At 67.6% G+C, this 20,729-nt stretch carries 16 protein-coding genes; 15 read left to right on the plus strand and 1 reads right to left on the minus strand.

Annotation, left to right across the window (positions count from 1 at the left end):
* The first annotated feature begins 119 nt into the window (after nucleotides 1-119).
* Together BLV92_RS03490 and BLV92_RS03495 are read left to right on the plus strand one after the other, a co-directional pair.
* A complete protein-coding gene (locus BLV92_RS03490; protein WP_090542265.1) occupies nucleotides 120-2,198 on the plus strand; it encodes a molybdopterin-containing oxidoreductase family protein in 2,079 nt (692 codons plus the stop codon).
* Between the two features lie 137 nt (nucleotides 2,199-2,335).
* Nucleotides 2,336-4,009: a long-chain fatty acid--CoA ligase gene (locus tag BLV92_RS03495; RefSeq protein WP_090542267.1), complete on the plus strand. Its 1,674-nt coding sequence runs from the start codon at nucleotides 2,336-2,338 to the stop codon at nucleotides 4,007-4,009.
* A 149-nt stretch (nucleotides 4,010-4,158) separates the two neighbouring features.
* Here BLV92_RS03495 and BLV92_RS03500 read toward each other — a convergent pair whose 3' ends face one another.
* Nucleotides 4,159-5,340 (minus strand): porin, encoded by a 1,182-nt coding sequence (locus tag BLV92_RS03500; RefSeq protein ID WP_090542269.1) that lies wholly within the window; start codon nucleotides 5,338-5,340, stop codon nucleotides 4,159-4,161.
* Between the two features lie 318 nt (nucleotides 5,341-5,658).
* Here BLV92_RS03500 and coq7 point away from each other — a divergent pair, with 318 nt between their 5' ends.
* The 13 genes from coq7 to BLV92_RS03565 all read left to right on the plus strand — a co-directional run bounded on the left by coq7 (nucleotide 5,659) and on the right by BLV92_RS03565 (nucleotide 20,699).
* On the plus strand, nucleotides 5,659-6,309 hold the full coding sequence (gene coq7, locus BLV92_RS03505; protein ID WP_090542271.1) for a 2-polyprenyl-3-methyl-6-methoxy-1,4-benzoquinone monooxygenase: 651 nt from the start codon (nucleotides 5,659-5,661) through the stop codon (nucleotides 6,307-6,309).
* A 386-nt stretch (nucleotides 6,310-6,695) separates the two neighbouring features.
* A complete protein-coding gene (gene mraZ / locus BLV92_RS03510) occupies nucleotides 6,696-7,124 on the plus strand; it encodes a division/cell wall cluster transcriptional repressor MraZ (protein WP_090542273.1) in 429 nt (142 codons plus the stop codon).
* 28 nt (nucleotides 7,125-7,152) lie between these two features.
* Nucleotides 7,153-8,094 carry a 16S rRNA (cytosine(1402)-N(4))-methyltransferase RsmH gene (gene rsmH, locus BLV92_RS03515; protein ID WP_090542275.1) on the plus strand — a complete coding sequence of 314 codons (942 nt, stop codon included), beginning with the start codon at nucleotides 7,153-7,155 and terminating at the stop codon, nucleotides 8,092-8,094.
* Nucleotides 8,091-8,438: a cell division protein FtsL gene (ftsL, locus tag BLV92_RS03520; protein WP_090542277.1), complete on the plus strand. Its 348-nt coding sequence runs from the start codon at nucleotides 8,091-8,093 to the stop codon at nucleotides 8,436-8,438. The genes rsmH and ftsL overlap by 4 nt, the downstream gene beginning before the upstream one ends.
* Nucleotides 8,435-10,324 (plus strand): peptidoglycan D,D-transpeptidase FtsI family protein, encoded by a 1,890-nt coding sequence (locus tag BLV92_RS03525; RefSeq protein ID WP_090542279.1) that lies wholly within the window; start codon nucleotides 8,435-8,437, stop codon nucleotides 10,322-10,324. The genes ftsL and BLV92_RS03525 overlap by 4 nt, the downstream gene beginning before the upstream one ends.
* Entirely contained in the window at nucleotides 10,321-11,868 is a 1,548-nt protein-coding gene (locus tag BLV92_RS03530) for a UDP-N-acetylmuramoyl-L-alanyl-D-glutamate--2,6-diaminopimelate ligase (protein ID WP_090542281.1), read from the plus strand. Before BLV92_RS03525 ends, BLV92_RS03530 begins: the two co-directional genes overlap by 4 nt.
* Nucleotides 11,865-13,280: a UDP-N-acetylmuramoyl-tripeptide--D-alanyl-D-alanine ligase gene (locus BLV92_RS03535; RefSeq protein ID WP_090542283.1), complete on the plus strand. Its 1,416-nt coding sequence runs from the start codon at nucleotides 11,865-11,867 to the stop codon at nucleotides 13,278-13,280. The genes BLV92_RS03530 and BLV92_RS03535 overlap by 4 nt, the downstream gene beginning before the upstream one ends.
* 21 nt (nucleotides 13,281-13,301) lie before the next feature.
* Complete coding sequence (mraY, locus tag BLV92_RS03540) at nucleotides 13,302-14,471, plus strand: phospho-N-acetylmuramoyl-pentapeptide-transferase (RefSeq protein ID WP_090542285.1); 1,170 nt, start codon at nucleotides 13,302-13,304, stop codon at nucleotides 14,469-14,471.
* A gap of 16 nt (nucleotides 14,472-14,487) precedes the next feature.
* Complete coding sequence (murD, locus tag BLV92_RS03545; protein WP_090542287.1) at nucleotides 14,488-15,999, plus strand: UDP-N-acetylmuramoyl-L-alanine--D-glutamate ligase; 1,512 nt, start codon at nucleotides 14,488-14,490, stop codon at nucleotides 15,997-15,999.
* Nucleotides 15,996-17,258: a putative lipid II flippase FtsW gene (ftsW, locus tag BLV92_RS03550; protein ID WP_090542289.1), complete on the plus strand. Its 1,263-nt coding sequence runs from the start codon at nucleotides 15,996-15,998 to the stop codon at nucleotides 17,256-17,258. The genes murD and ftsW overlap by 4 nt, the downstream gene beginning before the upstream one ends.
* Nucleotides 17,255-18,355 carry an undecaprenyldiphospho-muramoylpentapeptide beta-N-acetylglucosaminyltransferase gene (gene murG / locus BLV92_RS03555; protein WP_090542291.1) on the plus strand — a complete coding sequence of 367 codons (1,101 nt, stop codon included), beginning with the start codon at nucleotides 17,255-17,257 and terminating at the stop codon, nucleotides 18,353-18,355. The genes ftsW and murG overlap by 4 nt, the downstream gene beginning before the upstream one ends.
* Nucleotides 18,352-19,743 carry a UDP-N-acetylmuramate--L-alanine ligase gene (gene murC / locus BLV92_RS03560; protein WP_090542293.1) on the plus strand — a complete coding sequence of 464 codons (1,392 nt, stop codon included), beginning with the start codon at nucleotides 18,352-18,354 and terminating at the stop codon, nucleotides 19,741-19,743. The genes murG and murC overlap by 4 nt, the downstream gene beginning before the upstream one ends.
* A 5-nt stretch (nucleotides 19,744-19,748) precedes the next feature.
* Nucleotides 19,749-20,699: a D-alanine--D-alanine ligase gene (locus BLV92_RS03565; RefSeq protein WP_090546802.1), complete on the plus strand. Its 951-nt coding sequence runs from the start codon at nucleotides 19,749-19,751 to the stop codon at nucleotides 20,697-20,699.
* Nucleotides 20,700-20,729 lie beyond the last annotated feature (30 nt).

Genomic DNA, 20,729 nt, shown 5'->3' on the forward strand with positions numbered 1-20,729 from the left:
CCATTCTACGCCCAACGTTTTTTTTCCCGCTAAAGCCCCCAGGCGCATATGAGGCGCACTGCCGCTCCGTAATAAAATCGCGATATCTCAAGCAACGCACCACCAGACGGACCTCCCAGATGAATGCCCCGACCGGATTTGCCCGCGCAGTCTGCCCGCACGACTGTCCCGACACCTGCGCGATGCGCGTGACGGTCGAGGACGGCAGGGCGGTGAAGGTGACCGGAGATCCCGATCATCCACCGACCCAAGGCGTGCTGTGCACGAAGGTGAGCCGCTATGCGGAGCGGGTGCACCATCCGCGCCGGCTGACGCAGCCGATGAAGCGTGTCGGTCGCAAGGGCGAAGGCCGTTTCGAGCCGATCGGTTGGGACGAAGCGGTCGCGATCGCGGCCGCGAAGCTCGGCGAAATTGCGCGGCGCGCACCCGAAGCGATCGTGCCGTACAGCTACGCGGGCACGATGGGCCTCGTGCAGGGCGACAGCATCGCGCAGCGCTTCTTTCACAAGCTCGGCGCGTCGCGGCTCGACCGCGCGATCTGCGCGTCGGCCGGCGCGGCCGGCCTTCGCTATACGTATGGCGCGAGTGTCGGGATGCATACCGAATACTTCGCGGAAAGCGAAGTCATCCTGATCTGGGGCGCGAACCCGATCGCCTCGAACCTGCATCTGTGGACGCGCGTGCAGGAGGCAAAGCGCAACGGCGCGACGGTGATCGCGATCGATCCTTACCGCTCGCTGACGGCCGAGAAATGCCAACAGCACATCGCGCTGAAGCCGGGCACCGATGCGGCGCTCGCGCTCGGCATCATGCATGTGCTGATCGTCGAGGATCGGCTCGATCACGCGTACATCGCCGCGCACACGCAGGGTTTCGACGGACTGAAAGCGCGCGCGCTCACGTATACGCCGGCGCGCGTCGCGGCGATCTGCGGGATCGACGAGCAGACTGTCGTCGATCTCGCCCGGCTCTATGCGTCCACGCGCAAGTCGGCGATCCGGATGAACTACGGGATGCAGCGCGTGCGCGGCGGCGGCAATGCGGTGCGCGCGATCGCGTGTCTGCCCGCGTTGACCGGCGCGTGGCGCGAACGTTCGGGCGGCGCGCTGCTGTCGTCGTCGGGCTGGTCGCCGGCCGACGTGAACGCATTGCAGCGCCCGGATCTGATGCCCGGCTGGCCGTCGAAGCTGCCGCGCGTGATCAACATGAACCAGATCGGCGATGCGTTGACGCACGAAGGCGACGCGGCGTTCGGCCCGAAGATCGAAGCGATCGTCGTGTACAACTCGAATCCGGTCGCGGTCGCGCCGGATTCCGCGAAAGTGGCCGCGGGTTTCGCGCGCGACGACCTGTTCACGATCGTGCTGGAGCAGTTCCAGACCGACACCGCCGACTACGCGGACCTGCTGCTGCCTGCAACGACGCAGCTCGAACATCTGGACATCCACAAGTCGTACGGCCATACGCACGTGATGGTGAACCTGCCGGCAATCGCGCCGGTCGGCGGCGCGCTGCCGAACACGGAAATCTTCCGGCGGATCGCGCGCGGCATGCAACTGACGGAGCCGGCGCTGTTCGAGAGCGACGACGAAGTCGCATCGCGCGCGTTCCGCTGGGACGACCCCGCGCTCGAAGGCGTCGACTGGCCGACGCTGAAGGCGCAGGGCTGGGCGAAGCTGAAGATCGCGGACGCGCCGTTCGCGAACGGCGGTTTTCCGACGACGACCGGCAAGTGCGAGTTCTACAGCGACGCGCTCGCGAAGTCGGGCCTCGATCCGCTGCCGGATTATCTGCCGCCGTACGAGTCGGCCGACCATGCGCCGGAGCTGGCCGCGCGTTATCCGCTCGCCATGATCTCGCCGCCTGCCCGCAACTTCCTGAACACGACTTTCGTGAACGTCGAAAGCCTGCGCGCGACCGAAGGCGAGCCGCACCTCGATCTGCATCCGTCCGATGCGGCGGACCGCGGCGTCGCGGACGGCGACGAGGTTCGCGTATTCAACGACCGCGGATCGCTGCGCGCGCGGGCGCGCGTCACCGAGCGCGCCCGCGAAGGACTCGTCGTCGGGTTGTCGATCTGGTGGAAGAAACTCGCGCCGGACGGCCGCAACGCGAACCAGGTGACGAGCCAGGCGTTGACCGACCTCGGCGGCTCGGCGACGTTCTACGACTGCCTCGTCGAAGTCGAGCGCGCGTGAGCGTCAGGCACCGGGCGCCGCGAACGAGGTTCGAGGGTGCTTTCTAACTTGCCGCGCCGCCCGCTTGGCGGTAGAACCACCATGCTACGATCCGCCCTTTAGCACGGTCATTCTAAAAATTCAGGAGGAGACGCAGCATGGAGAAAGTCTGGCTGAAATCGTACCCGCCCGGCGTACCGGCCGAGATCGACACGTCGCGTTACGCGTCGATCACCGCGCTGCTCGAAGAGAGCTTCGAGACGAACCGGTCCAAACCCGCGTTCGCGTGCATGGGCAAGACGATCAGTTACGGCGAGCTGGACGAACTGTCGCTCCGGCTTGCCGCATGGTTCCAGTCGAAGGGCCTCGCGCCGGGCGCGCGCATCGCGGTGATGATGCCGAACGTGCTGCAGTATCCGGTCGCGCTCGCGGCGATCCTGCGCGCCGGTTATGTGGTCGTCAACGTCAATCCGCTGTACACGCCTCGCGAGCTTGAGCACCAACTGAAGGACAGCGGCGCCGAGGCGATCGTGATCCTCGAAAACTTCGCGAAGACGCTGCAGGCGGTGATCGGCCATACGGCGGTCCGGCACGTGGTCGTCGCGTCGATGGGCGACCTGCTCGGTCCGAAGGGCTGCATCGTCAACTTCGTCGTGCGGCGCGTGAAGAAGATGGTGCCCGCCTGGAGCCTGCCGGGTCACGTGCGTTTCAACGACGCGCTCGCGGACGGCGCGCGGCAGTCGTTCCGTCGGGTCGAGCAGCACCCGGACGACGTTGCGTTCCTGCAGTACACCGGCGGCACGACCGGCGTCGCGAAGGGCGCGACGCTGCTGCACCGGAACCTGATCGCGAACGTGCTGCAGTCGCAGGCGTGGCTCGACGCCGCGCGCGTCAAGCATCCGGACGTCGGCGCGGGCATCACGGTCGCCGCGCTGCCGCTCTATCACGTGTTCGCGCTGACCGTCTGCGGGCTGCTGACGATCCGCAGCGGCGGCCTTGCGGTGCTGATCCCGAATCCGCGCGACATCGCCGGCACGATCAAGTCGCTGCAGGGCTACGCGATCAACACGTTCCCCGCGGTCAACACGCTGTACAACGCGATGTTGAACCATCCGGACTTCGACAAGCTCGACTTCTCGAAGCTGATGGTCGCCAACGGCGGCGGGATGGCGGTGCAGGAAGCGGTCGCGAAACGCTGGTACGAAAAGACCCATACGCCGATCGTCGAGGGCTACGGCCTGTCGGAGACGTCGCCGAGCGTGACCTGCAATCCGACGACCGTCACCGAGTACAGCGGCACGATCGGCCTGCCGCTGCCGTCGACCGAAGTGTCGATCCGCGACGACGACGGCAACGAACTGCCGATCGGCGCGGCGGGCGAGATCTGCATTCGCGGGCCGCAGGTGATGGCCGGCTACTGGCAGCGTCCGGACGAGACCGCGAAGGTGATGACCGGCGACGGCTTCTTCAAATCCGGCGACATCGGCGTGATGGACGAGCGCGGTTACGTGAAGCTGGTTGACCGGAAGAAGGACATGATCCTCGTGTCGGGGTTCAACGTTTACCCGAACGAAGTCGAGGACGTCGTGGCGAAGCTGCCAGGCGTGTACGAGGTCGCGGCGGTCGGCGTGCCCGATCCGCATTCGGGCGAGGCGGTGAAGCTGTACATCGTGAAGAGGGATCCGGCGCTCACCGATCAGGACGTGCTCGCGTTCTGCAAGACGCAGCTCACCGGCTACAAGCGGCCGAAGCTGATCGAGTTCCGCGCCGACCTGCCGAAGAGCAACGTCGGCAAGATCCTGCGGCGCGAACTGCGGGATGGGAACGCATAAACGGCGGCTTTTTCCGCGCCAGGCAGTTCGAAACCGGCTTGCCGCGTCGGCGCAGGCCGGTTTTTTTATGCCCGCGCGCTGAAGGCAGCGGACAAGAAAAAAGGCGCCCGAAGGCGCCTTGAGTGTCTTGCTGCCGTTGTTACGACTTATTAGAACTTGTGGCGGATACCGACGCGCACGGTGACCTGGTTGGGGGTCGTCGACGGCGACAGGTTGTTGATCGCCGCAACCGCCGGGCCGCCGGTCGAGTCGGTACCCGAAGCGTGCTGGTACACGCCGGTCACGTACACGTCCGTGCGCTTCGACAGGAAATAATCGACGCCGGCCGAGTACTGGTAGTACTTTGCGGATGCGTCGCCGCCGCCGATCTTCGCGACGCTGTTGCCGTCCGTGTAATCGAATGCGACGCCTGCGAGCAGCGCCGGCGTGAATTGATACTTGAAGTTGATTTCGGCGTTGTTGAACGTCGCGTTCTGGCCGCTCTGGAACACCGGCGTTGCAGCGCCGAGGTTCGCGCCCAGGTTGCGGAAGCTGACGTTCGAGTACGTCGCGCCGATCGTGGCCGCGCCGAACGTGTACGCACCGCCCGCACCGATGACCTGGTACGTGTTCGCGTTCGCGAAGCCGCTGTACACCGGCGACGTCACGGCCGACGCCGTGCTCGTCGACGTGTTGTTGCCGAACAGGCCGCCCGCGTTCGACGGCGTGCGCGCGTTCAGGTAGGCCGCACCGAGGGTCAGCGGGCCGTTGCTGTAGCCGGCGCCGAGCGACCAGATCTGGTTCTGCGAGAAGTTGCCCGAGACGCCGCCGAAGCTGTACGTGCCGCCGAACGTCAGACCCGCGTAGTTCACGCTGGCGAACTTGACGGTGTTGTTCGTGCGATACGCGTTGTTGAAGTTGTCGAGGTCGCCCGGGTGAGCCGCGATGTAGCCGCCCCACTGGTCGCCCACTTCGAGCGGACCGACGTAATCGACGACGGAGTCGTACTGGCGACCCAGCAGCACCGAGCCGTATCGCGTGCTGCTCAGGCCGACATAAGCCTGGCGACCGAACATCAGGCCGCCTTGACCGAGCTTGCCGCTGCTCAGGTCGAAGCCGTTTTCGAGCACGAAGATGGCCTTGAGACCGCCGCCCAGGTCTTCCGCACCACGCAGGCCCCAACGGCTGCCCTGCAATACGCCGCTCGTCATGTTGATGAGGCTGGCGCCCTTGGCATTGTTCGTATAGTTAATGCCCTGGTCGATGATGCCGTACAGCGTGACGCTGCTCTGTGCGTGAGCGACGCCAGCAAACGCGCTCATTGCGGCGAGCGCGAGAAGCGACTTCTTCATTTGAATAGATCTCCAAGTTTGAACCTTCAGGCTCTTATTGGCAGGGCCGTTTTTTGTTGTGCGGCTTATGTATGGCTTGTATCGCGTGCGGCCCTGCTTGCTAACTTCGCGAGAAGTTGGACGTAATGTAACAAAAGGGTCAACCTGCACAAAGGAAAAGCCCGACGCCCGTAAGTCGCTGTTTCGTTTACACAACATGGTCTAGAATGTGCGGCTAGCTATCGGATCTGCCCCGGATTGACGGCGGTCCGCATGTTCCTGTAAAGCCGCCGCGGCACCCCTTGCCGGACGGTTGTCATCGAGAAAGGGAGGGGTTGGATGACGCTCGACGAGTTGATCACCGAGTTCGATCGGGGCCTTCGTTCGGTCACCGGAATATCGCGGATGACGCGGCCGATGCCGACGCCGCCGGCCAGTGAAGAAGCGGATGGCGAAAAAACCGTTGCGGCCGAACTGACTCCCGCCGAACGCGCGCACGCCGCGGGTCTGATGCGGGTGAACCACGTCGGCGAGGTGTGCGCGCAGGCGCTGTATCAGGCGCAGAAAATCGCGACCCGCTCGCCGGCGCTGAAGGACGCGTTCGAGCGCGCGGCGCTCGAAGAGGAAGACCATCTCGCGTGGACCGCGCGGCGCCTGCAGGCGCTCGACTCGCGCCCGAGCCTGCTGAACCCGCTGTGGTACGCGGGCGCGCTCGCGATCGGCTTCGCGGCCGGGCGACTTGGCGACAAGGTGAGCCTCGGCTTCATGGCCGAGACCGAACGCCAGGTCGAGCGTCATCTGGATTCGCATCTCGACAGCCTGCCTGCCGGCGACCGCGAATCGCGCGCGGTCGTCGAGCAGATGCGCGTCGACGAGGCGGCCCACGCAAAGTCGGCGATGGACCTGGGCGGCATCGAACTGCCGCTGCCGGTCCGGTCGCTGATGCGCGCCGCGTCGAAGGTGATGACCCGCACCGCGTACCGCATCTGAGCGCCGCTCCGTGAGACGGCGCCGCTGCCGTCCCACGGGGAAATCCGCCCGAACCCGCGTCGAACCGCCTCTTCGATCCCCGCCGAACCCCCGCCTCGCCTTGCCTGAACCCGCGCTTCTCACGTATCACCTTCACAACCCGCAGTAGCTCATTCATTCATAACGGTTTTTCACTTGAGACCGACTTGAGGATGTGGCGCTAAGTCCTTGTTCTTGCGGGTAAATTTCGTCAAAAAACGTTCAGCATCCCTTGACCCTGCTTAGGCGTTCCTCTAAAGTGGGAGACAGTGTGAGAAAGTGTATTTTTGTGTGATTTCGGGCGCGTAATCCGGTAGATTTTTTGATAATGGGCGTGCGGCGATGGTCGCCGCGTGAGGGGAAGGGAATTGTTCCAGGGGGCGTCGGCGCTGACGCTCGATGCGAAAGGGCGGATGTCGATTCCGTCTCGCTATCGGGAGGCGCTGCAAGGACAGGCAGAAGGCCGGGTGACGATCACCAAGCACCCGGACGGCTGCCTGTTGCTGTTTCCGCGCCCCGAATGGGAAGTGTTCCGCGCGAAGGTCGCCGCGCTGCCGATGGATGCGCACTGGTGGCGCCGCATTTTCCTCGGCAACGCGTCGGACGTCGAACTCGACAGCGCCGGGCGCGTGCTCGTGTCGCCCGAACTGCGCCTCGCGGCCGGAATGGAAAAGGAAGTGATGCTGCTCGGCATGGGAAGTCATTTTGAGTTGTGGGATGCGCAGACCTATGCCGCGAAGGAACAGGCGGCCATGGCGCAGGGCATGCCCGACGCGTTAAAGAATTTCACGTTCTGACCGCCGCTCAACCGTTATGGCATCTGCGATGGGACAGGGAATGCAGCATCGCACGGTGCTGCTGGACGAGGCGGTCGACGCGCTCGTCACGCGCACGGACGGCGTCTATGTGGACGGCACGTTCGGCCGTGGCGGCCACAGCCGCGCGATCCTCGGCCGGCTCGGCGACGCCGGGCGGCTGATCGCGTTCGACAAGGATCCGCTGGCGATCGCGACGGCCGGCGAAATCGCGGACCCGCGGTTTGCGATCGTGCATCAGAGTTTTGCTTCACTGCGCGACGAGCTTGCGTCGCGCGGGGTAGGGCGTGTGTCGGGCGTGCTGCTGGACCTTGGCGTGTCGTCGCCGCAAGTCGACGACCCGCAGCGCGGCTTCAGTTTCCGCGCGGACGGTCCGCTCGACATGCGGATGGACCCGACGCGCGGCGAGTCCGCCGCGGACTGGCTCGCGCGGGCCACGGTGCAGGAATTGACGGAGGTGATACGGGATTATGGGGAAGAACGGTTTGCTTTTCAGATTGCAAAGGCGCTTGTTGCTCGCCGGGCAGAGTCCGACCGTCTCGGGCCTCTCCGGAGCACGGGCGAGCTTGCCCAAATCGTGGCTAACGTCGTCAAGACCCGTGAGAAGGGCAAGGACCCGGCAACCCGCACCTTTCAGGCTATACGGATTCACGTCAATCAAGAGCTTGCGGAGCTGCAGGTCGTTCTAGAGGCGGCATTGGCGCAGTTGGAGCAGGGGGGGCGGCTGGTCGTGATCAGCTTTCATTCGCTCGAAGACAGGATCGTCAAACGGTTCATGCAGGCGCACGCGAGTGCGCCTGCGGTCGATCGTCGTCTGCCGATCCGCGCGGTCGATCTGCCGAGCCCGCCGCTCAAGCTGCTCGGCCGCGTGTTTCCCGGCGACGCCGAAGTCGCCGCGAACCCCCGTGCCCGCTCGGCGGTGATGCGCATCGCGGAGCGCGTCACGCCATGAACCGCCTGAACATCTTCCTGCTGATCGTCGTGATGGGATGCGCGCTGTCGGTCGTCAATGCGACGAACCAGCAGCGGCAGATCTTCATCCAGTTGCAGCGCGCGCAAACGCAGGAGCGGCAACTGCAGCAGGACTACGCCCAGCTTCAATATCAGCAGAGCGCGCTGTCGAAGACGTCGCGCATCGAACAGATCGCCACCGATTCGCTCAAGATGCAGCCCGTGACGACCGGACGCACGCAATACCTGACTCTCGCGCCCGGCGCCGCACGCGCCGAGGACGCCCCGGTGCCGCCCGCCGACGCCGCTTCCGTGCCGTCCGTCCGTCGCGGAGGCGTCCGATGAAAAAGGGTTCCAGCCGCAAGAGCGTCGCTTTCTCCGCCAATCCGATCTTGTCCGTGCGCCTGTCGATGTGGCGCTCGAAGCTCGTCGTGTTCCTGTTGTTCATGGCGTTCGCCGCGCTCGCCGGGCGCGCGTTCTGGATCCAGGGGCCGGGCAACGCGTTCTATCAGAAGCAGGGCGAGAGCCGCTATCAGCGCACGCTCGAACTGCCGGCGACGCGCGGCAAGATTCTCGACCGCAACGGCCTCGTGCTCGCGACGAGCCTGCCGGTGCGCGCGATCTGGGCGATTCCCGAGTCGGTGCCGGACGACCTCGGCGCGGACAAGCTCGCGCAGCTCGGCCAGTTGCTCGGCATGACGACGAAGGAGCTGCGCGCGAAGCTGTCCGAGGACAAGACGTTCGTCTACGTGAAGCGCCAGGTGCCGCTCGACGTCGCGGCGAAGGTGACCGCGCTCGACATCCCCGGCATCTATCAGCGCAACGAGTACAAGCGTTATTACCCGGAAGGGGAGATCACCGCGCACCTGATCGGCTTCACGAACGTCGAGGACGAAGGGCAGGAAGGCGTCGAACTCGGCGACCAGAAGATTCTCGCGGGCGTGCCGGGCATCCGCCACGTGATCAAGGACCGGATGGGCCACATCATCGAGGACGTCGACGAGCAGGTCGTGCCGCACGACGGCGTCGACGTGGATCTGTCGATCGACAGCAAGATCCAGTACATCGCGTACACGAACCTGAAAGCGGCGGTCGAGAAGTTCAAGGCGAAGGCCGGCACGGCGATGGTGATCGACGTGCGCACGGGCGAGGTGCTCGCGCTCGTGAACTACCCGACGTACAACCCGAACGACCGCTCGCACCTGACCGGCGAGCAGTTGCGCAACCGGATGCTGACCGACGTGTTCGAGCCGGGCTCGATCATGAAGCCGTTTACGGTGTCGCTCGCGCTCGATCTGCACCGCGTGTCGCCGTCTACACTGGTGGATACCGGCAACGGCCGTTTCGTGCTGGACGGCGCGCAGATCACCGACGACAGCGGGTTCGGCGTCCTGACGGTCGGCGGCGTGATCCAGAAGTCGAGCAACATCGGCGCGACGAAGATCGCGATGCAGTTGAAGCCGCAGGAAATGTGGGACATGTACACCAGCATCGGTCTCGGCCAGGCGCCGAAGGTCGGATTCCCCGGCGCGGCGGTGGGGCGGCTGCGTCCGTGGAAAAGCTGGCGCCGCATCGAGCAGGCGACGATGTCGTACGGCTACGGCCTGTCCGCGTCGCTGTTCCAGCTCGCGCGCGCGTACACCGCGATCGCGCACGACGGGCAGATCCTGCCCGTGTCGATCTTCCGGACCCCCGGCGACCAGCCGGTGTCCGGTCCGCAGGTGTTCTCGCCGACGACCGCGCGCGAAGTCCGCGCGATGCTCGAAATGGTGACCGCGCCCGGCGGCACGTCGCCGGACGCGGCGGTCCCCGGCTACCGCGTCGGCGGCAAGAGCGGCACCGCGTACAAGCACGTGGGCCGTGGTTACGACCGCTCGAAGTATCGCGCGTCGTTCGTCGGCATGGCGCCGATGCCGAATCCGCGGATCGTCGTCGCGGTGTCCGTCGACGAGCCGACCGCCGGCAGCCACTTCGGCGGCCAGGTGTCCGGCCCGGTGTTCTCCGCGATCGTCGGCGACACGCTGCGCTCGCTGAACGTGCCGCCCGACATGCCGGTGAAGCAGCTCGTCGTGTCGGACGACACCGCGCAGGCCGCCCCCGCGAACACGCCGGCACTGGCGCCCGCCGCCGCAGCGCCCGCGAAACGGATCGCCAGCGCGAAGGACACGGGGCGCGCGCGCCGCATGACCGTCGCCGACAACGCGAAAACCCGCCCCGGAGTCGTACGATGAGCGCGCTGCGCACTCGACATCCGGCGCACCGGCAGATCGCCGACGCGCTTGCCTGGCTGCGCGCGCACGCGAGCCCGCAGGCCGACCTGCACGGCGACTCGCGCGCGCTGAAGGCGGGCGACGTGTTCGTCGCGTATGCGGTGGACGGCGCGGACAGCCGCCCGCACATCGCGGGCGCGATCGAGCGCGGCGCGGCCGCGGTGCTGTATCAGCCGGAAGGGTTCGGCGGACAGGTCGATCCGGCGATCTCGCTCGCGGTGCCGTCGCTCGACGCGCTCGCCGGCGAAATCGCGAGCGGCTGGTACGGCGACCCGAGCGACGCGCTGCTCGTCGTCGGCGTGACCGGCACGAACGGCAAGACGTCGTGCAGCCAATGGATTGCCGCGGCGCTCACCGGGCTCGGCAAGCGCTGCGCGATCATCGGCACGCTCGGCACCGGACTGCCGGGACAACTCGTGCACACCGGCTTCACGACGCCCGACGCGCCGCAACTGCAGCGCAGCCTGATGCAACTGCACAAGGCTGGCGCGCAGGCGGTCGCGATGGAAGTGTCGTCGCACGCGCTGCACCAGGGGCGCGTGAACGGCACCGCGTTCGACATCGCGATCTTCACGAATCTCACGCAGGACCATCTCGACTATCACCGCACGTTCGACGCGTACGAGGCCGCGAAGGCGCGCCTGTTCGCGTGGCCGGGACTGAACGCGGCGGTGGTCAACGCGGACGACGCGGCGGGCCGCCGCCTGCTTGCGGCGACGCGCGGCCGCGCGCGCACGATCGCGTACGGCATCGATACGGCTGACGACGCGCCGGCCGCCGACGCCTGGCTGCGCGCGTCGAACGTGCGCGCGAGCGCGAACGGCACCGCGTTCCGTCTCGCGACGTCCGACTGGGGCGACGCCGAGGTCGAAGTGCAGACGCTCGGCCTGTTCAACGTCAGCAACCTGCTCGGCGTGCTCGGCGCGCTGCTCGCGACGGGCGCGCCGCTGTTCGCCGCGCTGAACGAACTCGCGAAACTGCAACCGGTGAACGGCCGGATGGAGCGCCTCGGCGGCCGTCTCGATCACGACGAGCCGCTCGTCGTGATCGACTACGCGCACACGCCGGACGCACTCGAAAAGACCCTCGACGCGCTGCGCCCGATCGCGGCTGCGCGCGGCGGCCGGCTCGTCTGCATGTTCGGCTGCGGCGGCGACCGCGACGCGACCAAGCGTCCGCTGATGGGCGAGATCGCCGGGCGGCTCGCGGACAGTGTCGTCGTGACGAGCGATAACCCGCGCAGCGAGGAGCCGGCCGCGATCATCGAGCAGATCGTCGGCGGCATGCGCGACGGCGCGCGCGCGCTGCGCATCGAGGACCGCGCGAGCGCGATCCTGCACGCGGTGCGCGGCGCCGCGCGCGAGGACGTGATCGTGCTCGCCGGCAAGGGCCACGAGGCGACCCAGGAAATCAAGGGCAGGAAACGCGCGTTCTCCGACCAGGACCACGCGCGCCTTGCGCTCGCAGCCCGTGCCACGAAGCACGGGCGCGGAGACACAGAATGACGATGTTTTCCCTACGCGAAGCGGCGGCGCTGATTCCGGGCGCGAGCGTCCTCGGCGACGACGCGGCGACGTTCGAGCGCGTGTCGACCGACAGCCGCACCGCCGGTCCCGGCGACCTGTTCGTCGCATTGAAAGGCGACCGCTTCGACGCGCACGACTTCCTGCCGGAAGTCGCGAACCGCCACGTGAGCGCGGTGCTGGTGTCGCGCAGCCCCGGCGACTGGCGCATTCCGGCGCTGCGCGTCGACGACACGCGCGGCGCGCTCGGCGCGCTCGCGCGCGGCTGGCGGCGGCGCTTCGCGGCGCCGCTCGTCGCGGTGACCGGCAGCAACGGCAAGACCACCGTGAAGGAGATGATCGCGTCGATCTTCGCGGCGGCGGTCGGCGCCGACGCGCGGCTCGCGACCGCCGGCAATTTCAACAACGACATCGGCCTGCCGTTGACGCTGCTGCGCCTGTCCGGCGCGCATCGGCTCGCGGTCGTCGAACTCGGGATGAACCATCCGGGCGAGACGCAGCAACTCGCGCAGATCGCGGAACCGACCGTTGCGGTCGTCAACAACGCGCAGCGCGAGCACCAGGAGTTCATGGCGACGGTCGAGGCGGTCGCGCTCGAACACGCGAGCGTGATCCACGCATTGACGCCGGAAGGCGTCGCGGTGTTCCCGGCCGACGACGCGTATGCGGGCATCTGGCGCGTCGCCGCGACCGGCTCGCAGGTGATGGACTTCGCGCTGCACACGCCGGAGCGCGCCGTCGATGCGGCGGTGACCGGCACGTTCGTCGGCAACCGGCTGACGATCGACACGCCGCAAGGCCGCGTCGAAGCGGCGTTGCAGGCGCTCGGCGCGCACAACGCGCACAACGCGCTCGCCGCGACGGCGGCCGCGCTCGCGGCGGGCGTATCGCTCGACGCGATCCGCCACGGCCTCGAAGCGTTCGAGCCGGTGAAGGGCCGTTTGCAGGTGAAGCAGGCGGCGCTCGGCGCGCTCGCGGGCGCGACGGTGATCGACGACACGTACAACGCGAACCCGGACTCCGCGCGCGCGGCGATCGACGTGCTCGCGTTGCAGCCGTCGCCGCGCGTGCTGGTGATGGGCGACATGGGCGAAGTCGGCGACGACGGCCCCGCGTTTCACCGCGAGGTGGGCGCGTATGCGAAGGAGCGCGGCATCGACGCGCTGTACACGCTCGGCGACGCGTCGCGCGACATGGCCGCCGCGTACGGTGCGAATGCGCACCACGCGGCGGACGTCGGCGCGCTCGTCGGCGCACTGGCCGCAGCCGGTTACGGCCCGGCCGCAACGATCCTCGTGAAGGGCTCGCGTTTCATGCAGATGGAACGCGTGGTGGCTGCCCTCGCGAGTCCGCACAACAACCCTGCGCCGGACGCGAAGTCCGGCGCGCATTGAAAGACTGGAAGGACCTCAAGCATGCTACTGGCGCTGGCGCAATGGCTGCAGAATGACGCAAGCTTCTTGCGCGTGTTCAGTTATCTGACGTTCCGCGCGGTGATGGCGACCATCACCGCGCTGTTGATCGGGCTCGTCTGCGGCCCGTGGGTGATCCGCAAGCTGACGCAGATGAAGGTCGGCCAGGCGGTCCGCAAGGACGGCCCGCAAAGCCACCTCGTGAAGTCCGGCACGCCGACGATGGGCGGCGTGCTGATCCTGTTGTCGATCGCGATTTCGACGCTGCTGTGGGGCGACCTCGCGAACCGCTTCATCTGGATCGTGATGCTCGTCACGTTCGGCTACGGCGTGATCGGCTGGGTCGACGACTATCGCAAGGTCGTCCACAAGGACCCGCGCGGGATGTCGTCGCGCGAGAAGTATTTCTGGCAGTCGGTGATCGGTCTCTTCGCGGCTGTGTATCTCGCGTTCAGCGTGTCGGAAGCGAACAACGTGCGCGTGTTCGACCTGTTCATGGCGTGGGTGGAGAGCGGCCTGTCGATGGGCCTGCCCGCGCGCGCGGACCTGATGCTGCCGTTCCTCAAGTCGATCAGCTACCCGCTCGGCGTGTGGGGTTTCATCGCGCTCACGTATTTCGTGATCGTCGGCGCGAGCAACGCGGTCAATCTCACCGACGGCCTCGACGGTCTGGTGATCATGCCGGTCGTGCTCGTCGGCGCGTCGCTCGGCGTGTTCGCGTACGTGATGGGCAGTTCGGTCTATTCGCGTTATCTGCTGTTCCCGCACATTCCGGGCGCGGGCGAACTGCTGATCTTCTGTTCCGCGATGGGCGGCGCGGGCCTCGCGTTCCTGTGGTTCAACACGCATCCGGCGCAGGTGTTCATGGGCGACGTCGGCGCGCTCGCGCTCGGCGGCGCGCTCGGCACGGTCGCGGTGATCGTGCGCCAGGAAATCGTGCTGTTCATCATGGGCGGCATCTTCGTCGCGGAAACCTTCTCCGTGATGCTGCAGGTGTCGTGGTTCAAGTTCACGAAGAAGCTGCATGGCGAAGGGCGGCGCATCTTCAAGATGGCGCCGCTGCACCACCATTTCGAACTGTCTGGCTGGAAAGAGACGCAGGTTGTCGTGCGCTTCTGGATCATCACGCTGATGCTGTGCCTGTTCGGTCTGTCCACCCTCAAGCTGCGTTAACCGGGAATTGCAAGCGATGTTTGGCGAGAAGTTTCGGGATCGGCAAAAGCCGATGGTGCTCGTGCTGGGGCTCGGTGAATCGGGCCTCGCGATGGCGCGCTGGTGCGCGCGGCATGGTTGCCGCCTGCGCATCGCCGACACGCGCGAGGCGCCGCCGAACCTGCCGCAGCTCGCGGTGCACGGCGTCGACGCGGACTTCGTCGGCGGCCCGTTCTCGACCGCGCTGCTCGCAGGCGTCGAACTGGTCGCGATCAGTCCGGGGCTGTCGCCGCTCGCGGCCGACCTGCTGCCGCTGATCACCGCCGCGCGCGAGCAGGGCATCGACGTGTGGGGCGAACTGGAGTTCTTCGCGCAGGCGCTGCGCTCGCTCGGCGAAAACGGCTACGCGCCGAAGGTGCTCGCGATCACCGGCACCAACGGCAAGACCACGACGACGAGCCTGACCGGCATGCTGTGCGAGCGCGCGGGCAAGCGCGTCGCGGTCGCGGGCAACATCAGCCCGGCCGTGCTCGACAAGCTGACCGAGGCGATCGACAACACGGCGCTGCCGGACGTGTGGGTGCTGGAACTGTCGAGCTTCCAGCTTGAGACCGCGCATACGTTTGCCCCCGACGCGGCCGCGATCCTGAACATCACGCAGGACCACCTCGACTGGCACGGCGGGCTCGATGCGTATGCGGCCGCGAAGGGCCGCATCTTCGGCGCGCGGACGACGCGCGTGCTGAACCGCGACGACGCGCGCGTGATGAAGCTCGGGTCCTCCGCGGACGGCGCGCGCACGGTCACGTTCGGCCTCGACGAGCCGCAGCGCGCCGGCGACTACGGTCTGCTGCGCGACAACGGCATGCTGTGGCTCGTCGAAGCGCACGACCTCGACGCGAGCGACGAGCCGGTGTCGCCGCGCCGCCGCAGGCAGGAAGCGGCCGCGCCGGTGAATCTCGGCCTGAAGCGGCTGATGCCGGCCGACGCGCTGCGCATTCGCGGGCTGCACAACGCGGCGAACGCGCTGGCCGCGTTCGCGCTCGCGCGCGCGATCGATCTGCCGGCCGCGCCGCTGTTGCACGCGCTGCGCGAGTACCGCGGCGAGCCGCATCGCGTCGAGCTGATCGCGTCGATCGACGGGATCGACTACGTGGACGACAGCAAGGGCACCAACGTCGGCGCGACGGTCGCCGCGCTCGACGGCCTCGCGCAGCGCGCGGTGCTGATCGCGGGCGGCGACGGCAAGGGGCAGGACTTCGAGCCGCTCGCCGCGCCGGTCGCGCGCTGGTGCCGCGCGGTGATGCTGATCGGCCGCGACGCGCCGCGCATCCGCGCCGCGCTCGAATCGACCGGCATCCCGCTCGACGACCAGCCGACGCTCGAAGCCGCGACGCGCGCGGCGACCGCGCTCGCGCAGCCGGGCGACGTCGTGCTGCTGTCGCCGGCGTGCGCGAGTCTCGACATGTTCAGGAACTACGCGCATCGCGCGGCGGTGTTTCACGGCACCGTCGAGGAGATCGCCGCGGAACGGGGGACGATGATATGAGCTGGTCCGAACGGTTCGGCATGCGCGTCGCGCGCGAGAACGGCAGCGGTGGTGGTGCGGCGACGGCCGCGCGCGGCGGCGGCCTGTCGAGCGCCGTCAACGGCGTGCGCCCCGCGCGCTCGCGGATGCTCGACTACGACCATTCGCTGCTGTGGGCCGCGATCGCGTTGATGGGGCTCGGCGTCGTGATGGTGTACTCCGCGTCGATCGCGATGCCGGACTCGCCGAAGTACGCGTCGTATCACGACTATGCGTTCCTCGTGCGGCATCTGGTGTCCGTCGCGATCGGCTCGGTGGCCGCGCTCGTCGCGTTCCGGATTCCGGTTTCGACGTGGGACCGCTATGCGCCGAAGTTCTTCCTGATCGCGCTCGTCGCGCTCGTCGTCGTGCTGATCCCGCACATCGGCAAGGGCGTGAACGGCGCGCGCCGCTGGATTCCGCTCGGCATCACGAACATGCAGCCGTCCGAGATCATGAAGCTCGCGGTGACGATCTACGCGGCGAACTACACCGTGCGCAAGCAGGAGTACATGCACAGCTTCGCGAAGGGCTTTTTGCCGATGGCGTTCGCGGTCGGCGTGGTCGGGATGCTGCTGCTGCTCGAACCGGACATGGGCGCGTTCATGGTGATCGCCGCGACCGCGATGGGCGTGCTGTTCCTCGGCGGCGTGAACGGCAAGCTGTTCGGCGGGCTGGTCGCGACGGCGGTCGGCACGTTCACGATGCTGGTGTGGCTGTCGCCGTGGCGGCGCGAGCGGATCTTCGCGTACCTCGATCCGTGGGACGACCGCTACGCGCAGGGCAAGGCGTATCAACTGACGCACTCGCTGATCGCGTTCGGGCGCGGCGAGTGGTTCGGCGTCGGGCTCGGCGGCAGCGTCGAGAAGCTGAACTATCTGCCGGAAGCGCACACCGACTTCATCCTCGCGGTGATCGGCGAGGAACTCGGGTTCGTCGGCGTGATGGTCGTGATCCTGCTGTTCTACTGGATCGTGCGGCGCGCGTTCGAGATCGGCCGCCAGGCGCTCGCGCTCGACCGCACGTTCGCGGGGCTCGTCGCGAAAGGGCTCGGCGTGTGGTTCGGCGCGCAGGCGTTCATCAACATGGGCGTGAACCTCGGCCTGCTGCCGACGAAGGGCCTCACGCTGCCGCTCGTCAGTTACGGCGGGTCGGGGATTCTGCTGAACTGCATCGCGCTGGCGGTGCTGATGCGGGTCGACTATGAAAACCGGGTGCTGATGCGCGGAGGCAAGGTATGACCGCACCGCGCACGCTGATGGTGATGGCCGGCGGCACCGGGGGACACGTGTTCCCCGGGCTCGCGGTCGCGCACCGGATGCAGGCGTGGGGCTGGCGCGTCGTGTGGCTCGGCAATCCGGCCGGCATGGAAGCGACGCTCGTGCCGAAGCACGGCATTCCGATGGAATACGTGCGTTTCGGCGGCGTGCGCGGCAAGGGCGTGAAAACGAAGCTGATGCTGCCGCTGAACCTGCTGCGCGCGTGCACGCAGAGCCTCGCGGCGCTGCGCCGCGTGAAGCCGGACGTCGTGCTCGGCATGGGCGGCTACATCACGTTCCCGGCCGGCGTGATGAGCGCGTTGTCCGGCCGTCCGCTGGTGCTGCACGAACAGAATTCGATCGCCGGGCTCGCGAACAAGGTGCTCGCGAAACTCGCGAAGCGCGTGCTCGTCGCGTTCCCGGGCGCGTTGCCGCACGCCGAATGGACCGGCAATCCGATCCGCGAGGAACTCGAACACGTCGAAGCGCCGGCCGCGCGTTACGCGTCGCGCAGCGGCCCGCTGCGGCTGCTCGTCGTCGGCGGCAGCCTTGGCGCGGCCGCGTTGAACGAAGTGGTGCCGCGCGCGCTCGCGCTGCTCGCGCCGGATGAGCGGCCGCGCGTCGTGCATCAGGCCGGCGCGAAGCACATCGACGCACTGCGCGCGAACTACGTCGACGCGGGGCTCACGCCCGGCGACGGCGTCGAGCTGCTGCCGTTCATCGACGACATGGCCGCTGCGTATCGCGACGCGGACGTCGTGATCTGCCGCTCCGGCGCGATGACGGTCGCGGAGATCGCGGCGGTCGGCGTCGCCGCGTGCTTCGTGCCGTTCCCGTTCGCCGTGGACGATCACCAGACCACCAACGCCGCGTTCCTGTCCGACGAAGGCGCGGCGCTGGTCATACAACAACGCGACCTGTCGGCGGAAAAGCTCGCCGGCTGGCTGCGCGAACAGACACGCGACACGCTCGCCGCGATGGCGGAGCGTGCGCGTTCGCTCGCGAAACCCGACGCCGCCGACCAGGTCGCACGCATCTGTGCAGTCGTCGCGGGCGCGAGCGACGGAGGAAAGCCATGAAACACATCGTCAAACACATCCATTTCGTCGGCATCGGCGGCGCGGGCATGAGCGGCATCGCCGAAGTGCTCGTGAATCTCGGCTACCAGGTGAGCGGCTCGGATCTTTCGCGCGGCGCGGTCACCGACCGGCTCGCCGAACTCGGCGCGCGCATCGCGATCGGCCACAGCGAAGAGAACATCGAAGGCGCGGACGCCGTGGTCGTATCGACCGCGGTGCGCAGCGACAACCCGGAAGTGCTTGCCGCGCGCCATCGGCGCGTCCCGATCGTGCCGCGCGCGGTGATGCTCGCGGAACTGATGCGGCTGAAGCAGGGCATCGCGATCGCCGGCACCCACGGCAAGACCACGACCACGTCGCTCGTCGCGAGCGTGCTCGCGGCCGGCGGCCTCGATCCGACCTTCGTGATCGGCGGGCGGCTGATCAGCGCGGGCGCGAACGCGCGGCTCGGCACCGGCGACTTCATCGTCGCGGAAGCGGACGAATCGGACGCGTCGTTCCTCAACCTTTTCCCGGTGATCGAAGTCATCACGAACATCGACGCCGATCACATGGACACCTACGGCCACGACTTCGCGCGGCTCAAGCAGGCGTTCATCGAGTTCACGCACCGTCTGCCGTTCTACGGGATCGCGGTGCTGTGCGTGGACGACCCGAACGTGAAGGAGATCCTGCCGTTCGTGTCGAAGCCGATCATCCGCTACGGCTTCGCGCCGGACGCGCAGGTGCGCGCGGTGAACGTCGTCGCGCGCGGCGGCCAGATGCATTTCACGGCGATGCGCGAGGACGCGCCGCCGCTCGACGTGGTGCTGAACCTGCCCGGCACGCACAACGTGCAGAACGCGCTCGCGGCGATCGCGATCGCGACTGAACTCGAAGTGAAGGATGCCGATATCCAGCGGGCGCTCGCGGATTTCAACGGCGTCGGCCGGCGCTTCCAGCGTTACGGCGAGATTGCCGCCGCGAGCGGCGGCAGCTACACGCTGATCGACGATTACGGGCATCACCCGGTCGAGATGGCCGCGACGATCGCGGCCGCGCGCGGCGCGTTTCCGGAGCGGCGGCTGGTGCTCGCGTTCCAGCCGCACCGCTTCACGCGCACGCGCGACTGCTTCGAGGATTTCGTGAGGGTGCTGTCGACGGTCGACGCGCTGGTGCTGACCGACGTGTATGCGGCGGGCGAAGCGCCGATCGTCGCGGCGGACGGACGTGCGCTCGCGCGCGCGATCCGCGTCGCGGGCAAGGTGGAGCCGGTCTTCGTCGACACGGTGGATGAAATGCCGGAGGCGCTCGCGGCGGTGGTGCGCGCGGGCGATGTGGTGATCACGATGGGCGCGGGTTCGATCGGCGGCGTGCCGGGCCGGATCGCGCAGGAACAGAAGGTGTGAGCGAGATGAGCGGTATCGATCCGAAGCGGTTCGGCAAGGTGGCGGTGTTGCTCGGCGGCGTGTCCGCCGAGCGCGAGGTGTCGCTCAATTCCGGCAGGCTCGTGGTGCAGGGGCTGCGCGAGGCGGGCATCGACGCGCATCCGTTCGATCCGGCCGAGCGGCCGCTCGCCGCGTTGAAGGACGAGGGTTTCGTGCGCGCGTTCAACGCGCTGCACGGCGGTTACGGCGAGAACGGCCAGATCCAGGGCGCGCTGGATTTCTACGGCATCCGTTATACGGGCAGCGGCGTGCTCGGCTCCGCGCTCGGGCTCGACAAGTTCCGCACGAAGCTGATCTGGCAGCAGCTCGGCATTCCGACGCCGCCGTTCGAAACGGTGCTGCGCGGCGACGACTACGCCGCGCGCGCGGCGGACATCGTCGCGAAGCTCGGCCTGCCGCTGTTCGTGAAGCCGGCGAGCGAAGGGTCGAGCGTCGCGGTCATCAAGGTGAAGACCGCGGCCGAACTGCCGGCCGCGCTCGCGAAGGCCGCGCAGTTCGACTCGATCGTGCTGGCGGAGAAGAGCATCGAGGGCGGCGGCGAATACACCGCATGCGTTGCCGGCGACCTCGACCTGCCGCTCATCAAGATCGTGCCGGCGGGCGAGTTCTACGACTACGACGCGAAGTACATCCTCGACACGACGCAGTACCTGATTCCGTGCGGCGTCGCGCCGGACGTCGAGGCGAACCTGAAGAAGCTCGCGCGCCGCGCGTTCGACGTGCTCGGCTGCACCGACTGGGGCCGCGCGGACTTCATGCTGGACGCCGACGGCAAGCCGTATTTCCTCGAAGTGAATACCGCGCCGGGGATGACCGACCACTCGCTGCCGCCGAAGGCGGCGCGCGCGGTCGGCATCAGCTATCGGGACCTGGTCGTGGCGGTGCTGTCGCTGACGCTGACGGACACGGATCAATGACGAATCGCAGATACGCCCTTTGACGCAAGA

The sequence above is a fragment of the Paraburkholderia caballeronis genome, assembly GCF_900104845.1.
Taxonomy (GTDB): Bacteria; Pseudomonadota; Gammaproteobacteria; order Burkholderiales; family Burkholderiaceae; genus Paraburkholderia; species Paraburkholderia caballeronis.

Excerpts from the sequence above, each read along its gene's own strand:
- BLV92_RS03535 (WP_090542283.1), top strand. The coding sequence starts at position 11,865 with ATGACGATGTTTTCCCTACGCGAAGCGGCGGCGCTGATTCCGGGCGCG.
- rsmH (WP_090542275.1), top strand. The coding sequence starts at position 7,153 with ATGGGACAGGGAATGCAGCATCGCACGGTGCTGCTGGACGAGGCGGTC.
- BLV92_RS03500 (WP_090542269.1), bottom strand. The coding sequence starts at position 5,340 with ATGAAGAAGTCGCTTCTCGCGCTCGCCGCAATGAGCGCGTTTGCTGGC.
- BLV92_RS03490 (WP_090542265.1), top strand. The coding sequence starts at position 120 with ATGAATGCCCCGACCGGATTTGCCCGCGCAGTCTGCCCGCACGACTGT.
- coq7 (WP_090542271.1), top strand. The coding sequence starts at position 5,659 with ATGACGCTCGACGAGTTGATCACCGAGTTCGATCGGGGCCTTCGTTCG.
- BLV92_RS03530 (WP_090542281.1), top strand. The coding sequence starts at position 10,321 with ATGAGCGCGCTGCGCACTCGACATCCGGCGCACCGGCAGATCGCCGAC.
- murD (WP_090542287.1), top strand. The coding sequence starts at position 14,488 with ATGTTTGGCGAGAAGTTTCGGGATCGGCAAAAGCCGATGGTGCTCGTG.
- murG (WP_090542291.1), top strand. The coding sequence starts at position 17,255 with ATGACCGCACCGCGCACGCTGATGGTGATGGCCGGCGGCACCGGGGGA.
- mraY (WP_090542285.1), top strand. The coding sequence starts at position 13,302 with ATGCTACTGGCGCTGGCGCAATGGCTGCAGAATGACGCAAGCTTCTTG.
- BLV92_RS03565 (WP_090546802.1), top strand. The coding sequence starts at position 19,749 with ATGAGCGGTATCGATCCGAAGCGGTTCGGCAAGGTGGCGGTGTTGCTC.
- murC (WP_090542293.1), top strand. The coding sequence starts at position 18,352 with ATGAAACACATCGTCAAACACATCCATTTCGTCGGCATCGGCGGCGCG.
- ftsL (WP_090542277.1), top strand. The coding sequence starts at position 8,091 with ATGAACCGCCTGAACATCTTCCTGCTGATCGTCGTGATGGGATGCGCG.
- BLV92_RS03525 (WP_090542279.1), top strand. The coding sequence starts at position 8,435 with ATGAAAAAGGGTTCCAGCCGCAAGAGCGTCGCTTTCTCCGCCAATCCG.
- BLV92_RS03495 (WP_090542267.1), top strand. The coding sequence starts at position 2,336 with ATGGAGAAAGTCTGGCTGAAATCGTACCCGCCCGGCGTACCGGCCGAG.
- ftsW (WP_090542289.1), top strand. The coding sequence starts at position 15,996 with ATGAGCTGGTCCGAACGGTTCGGCATGCGCGTCGCGCGCGAGAACGGC.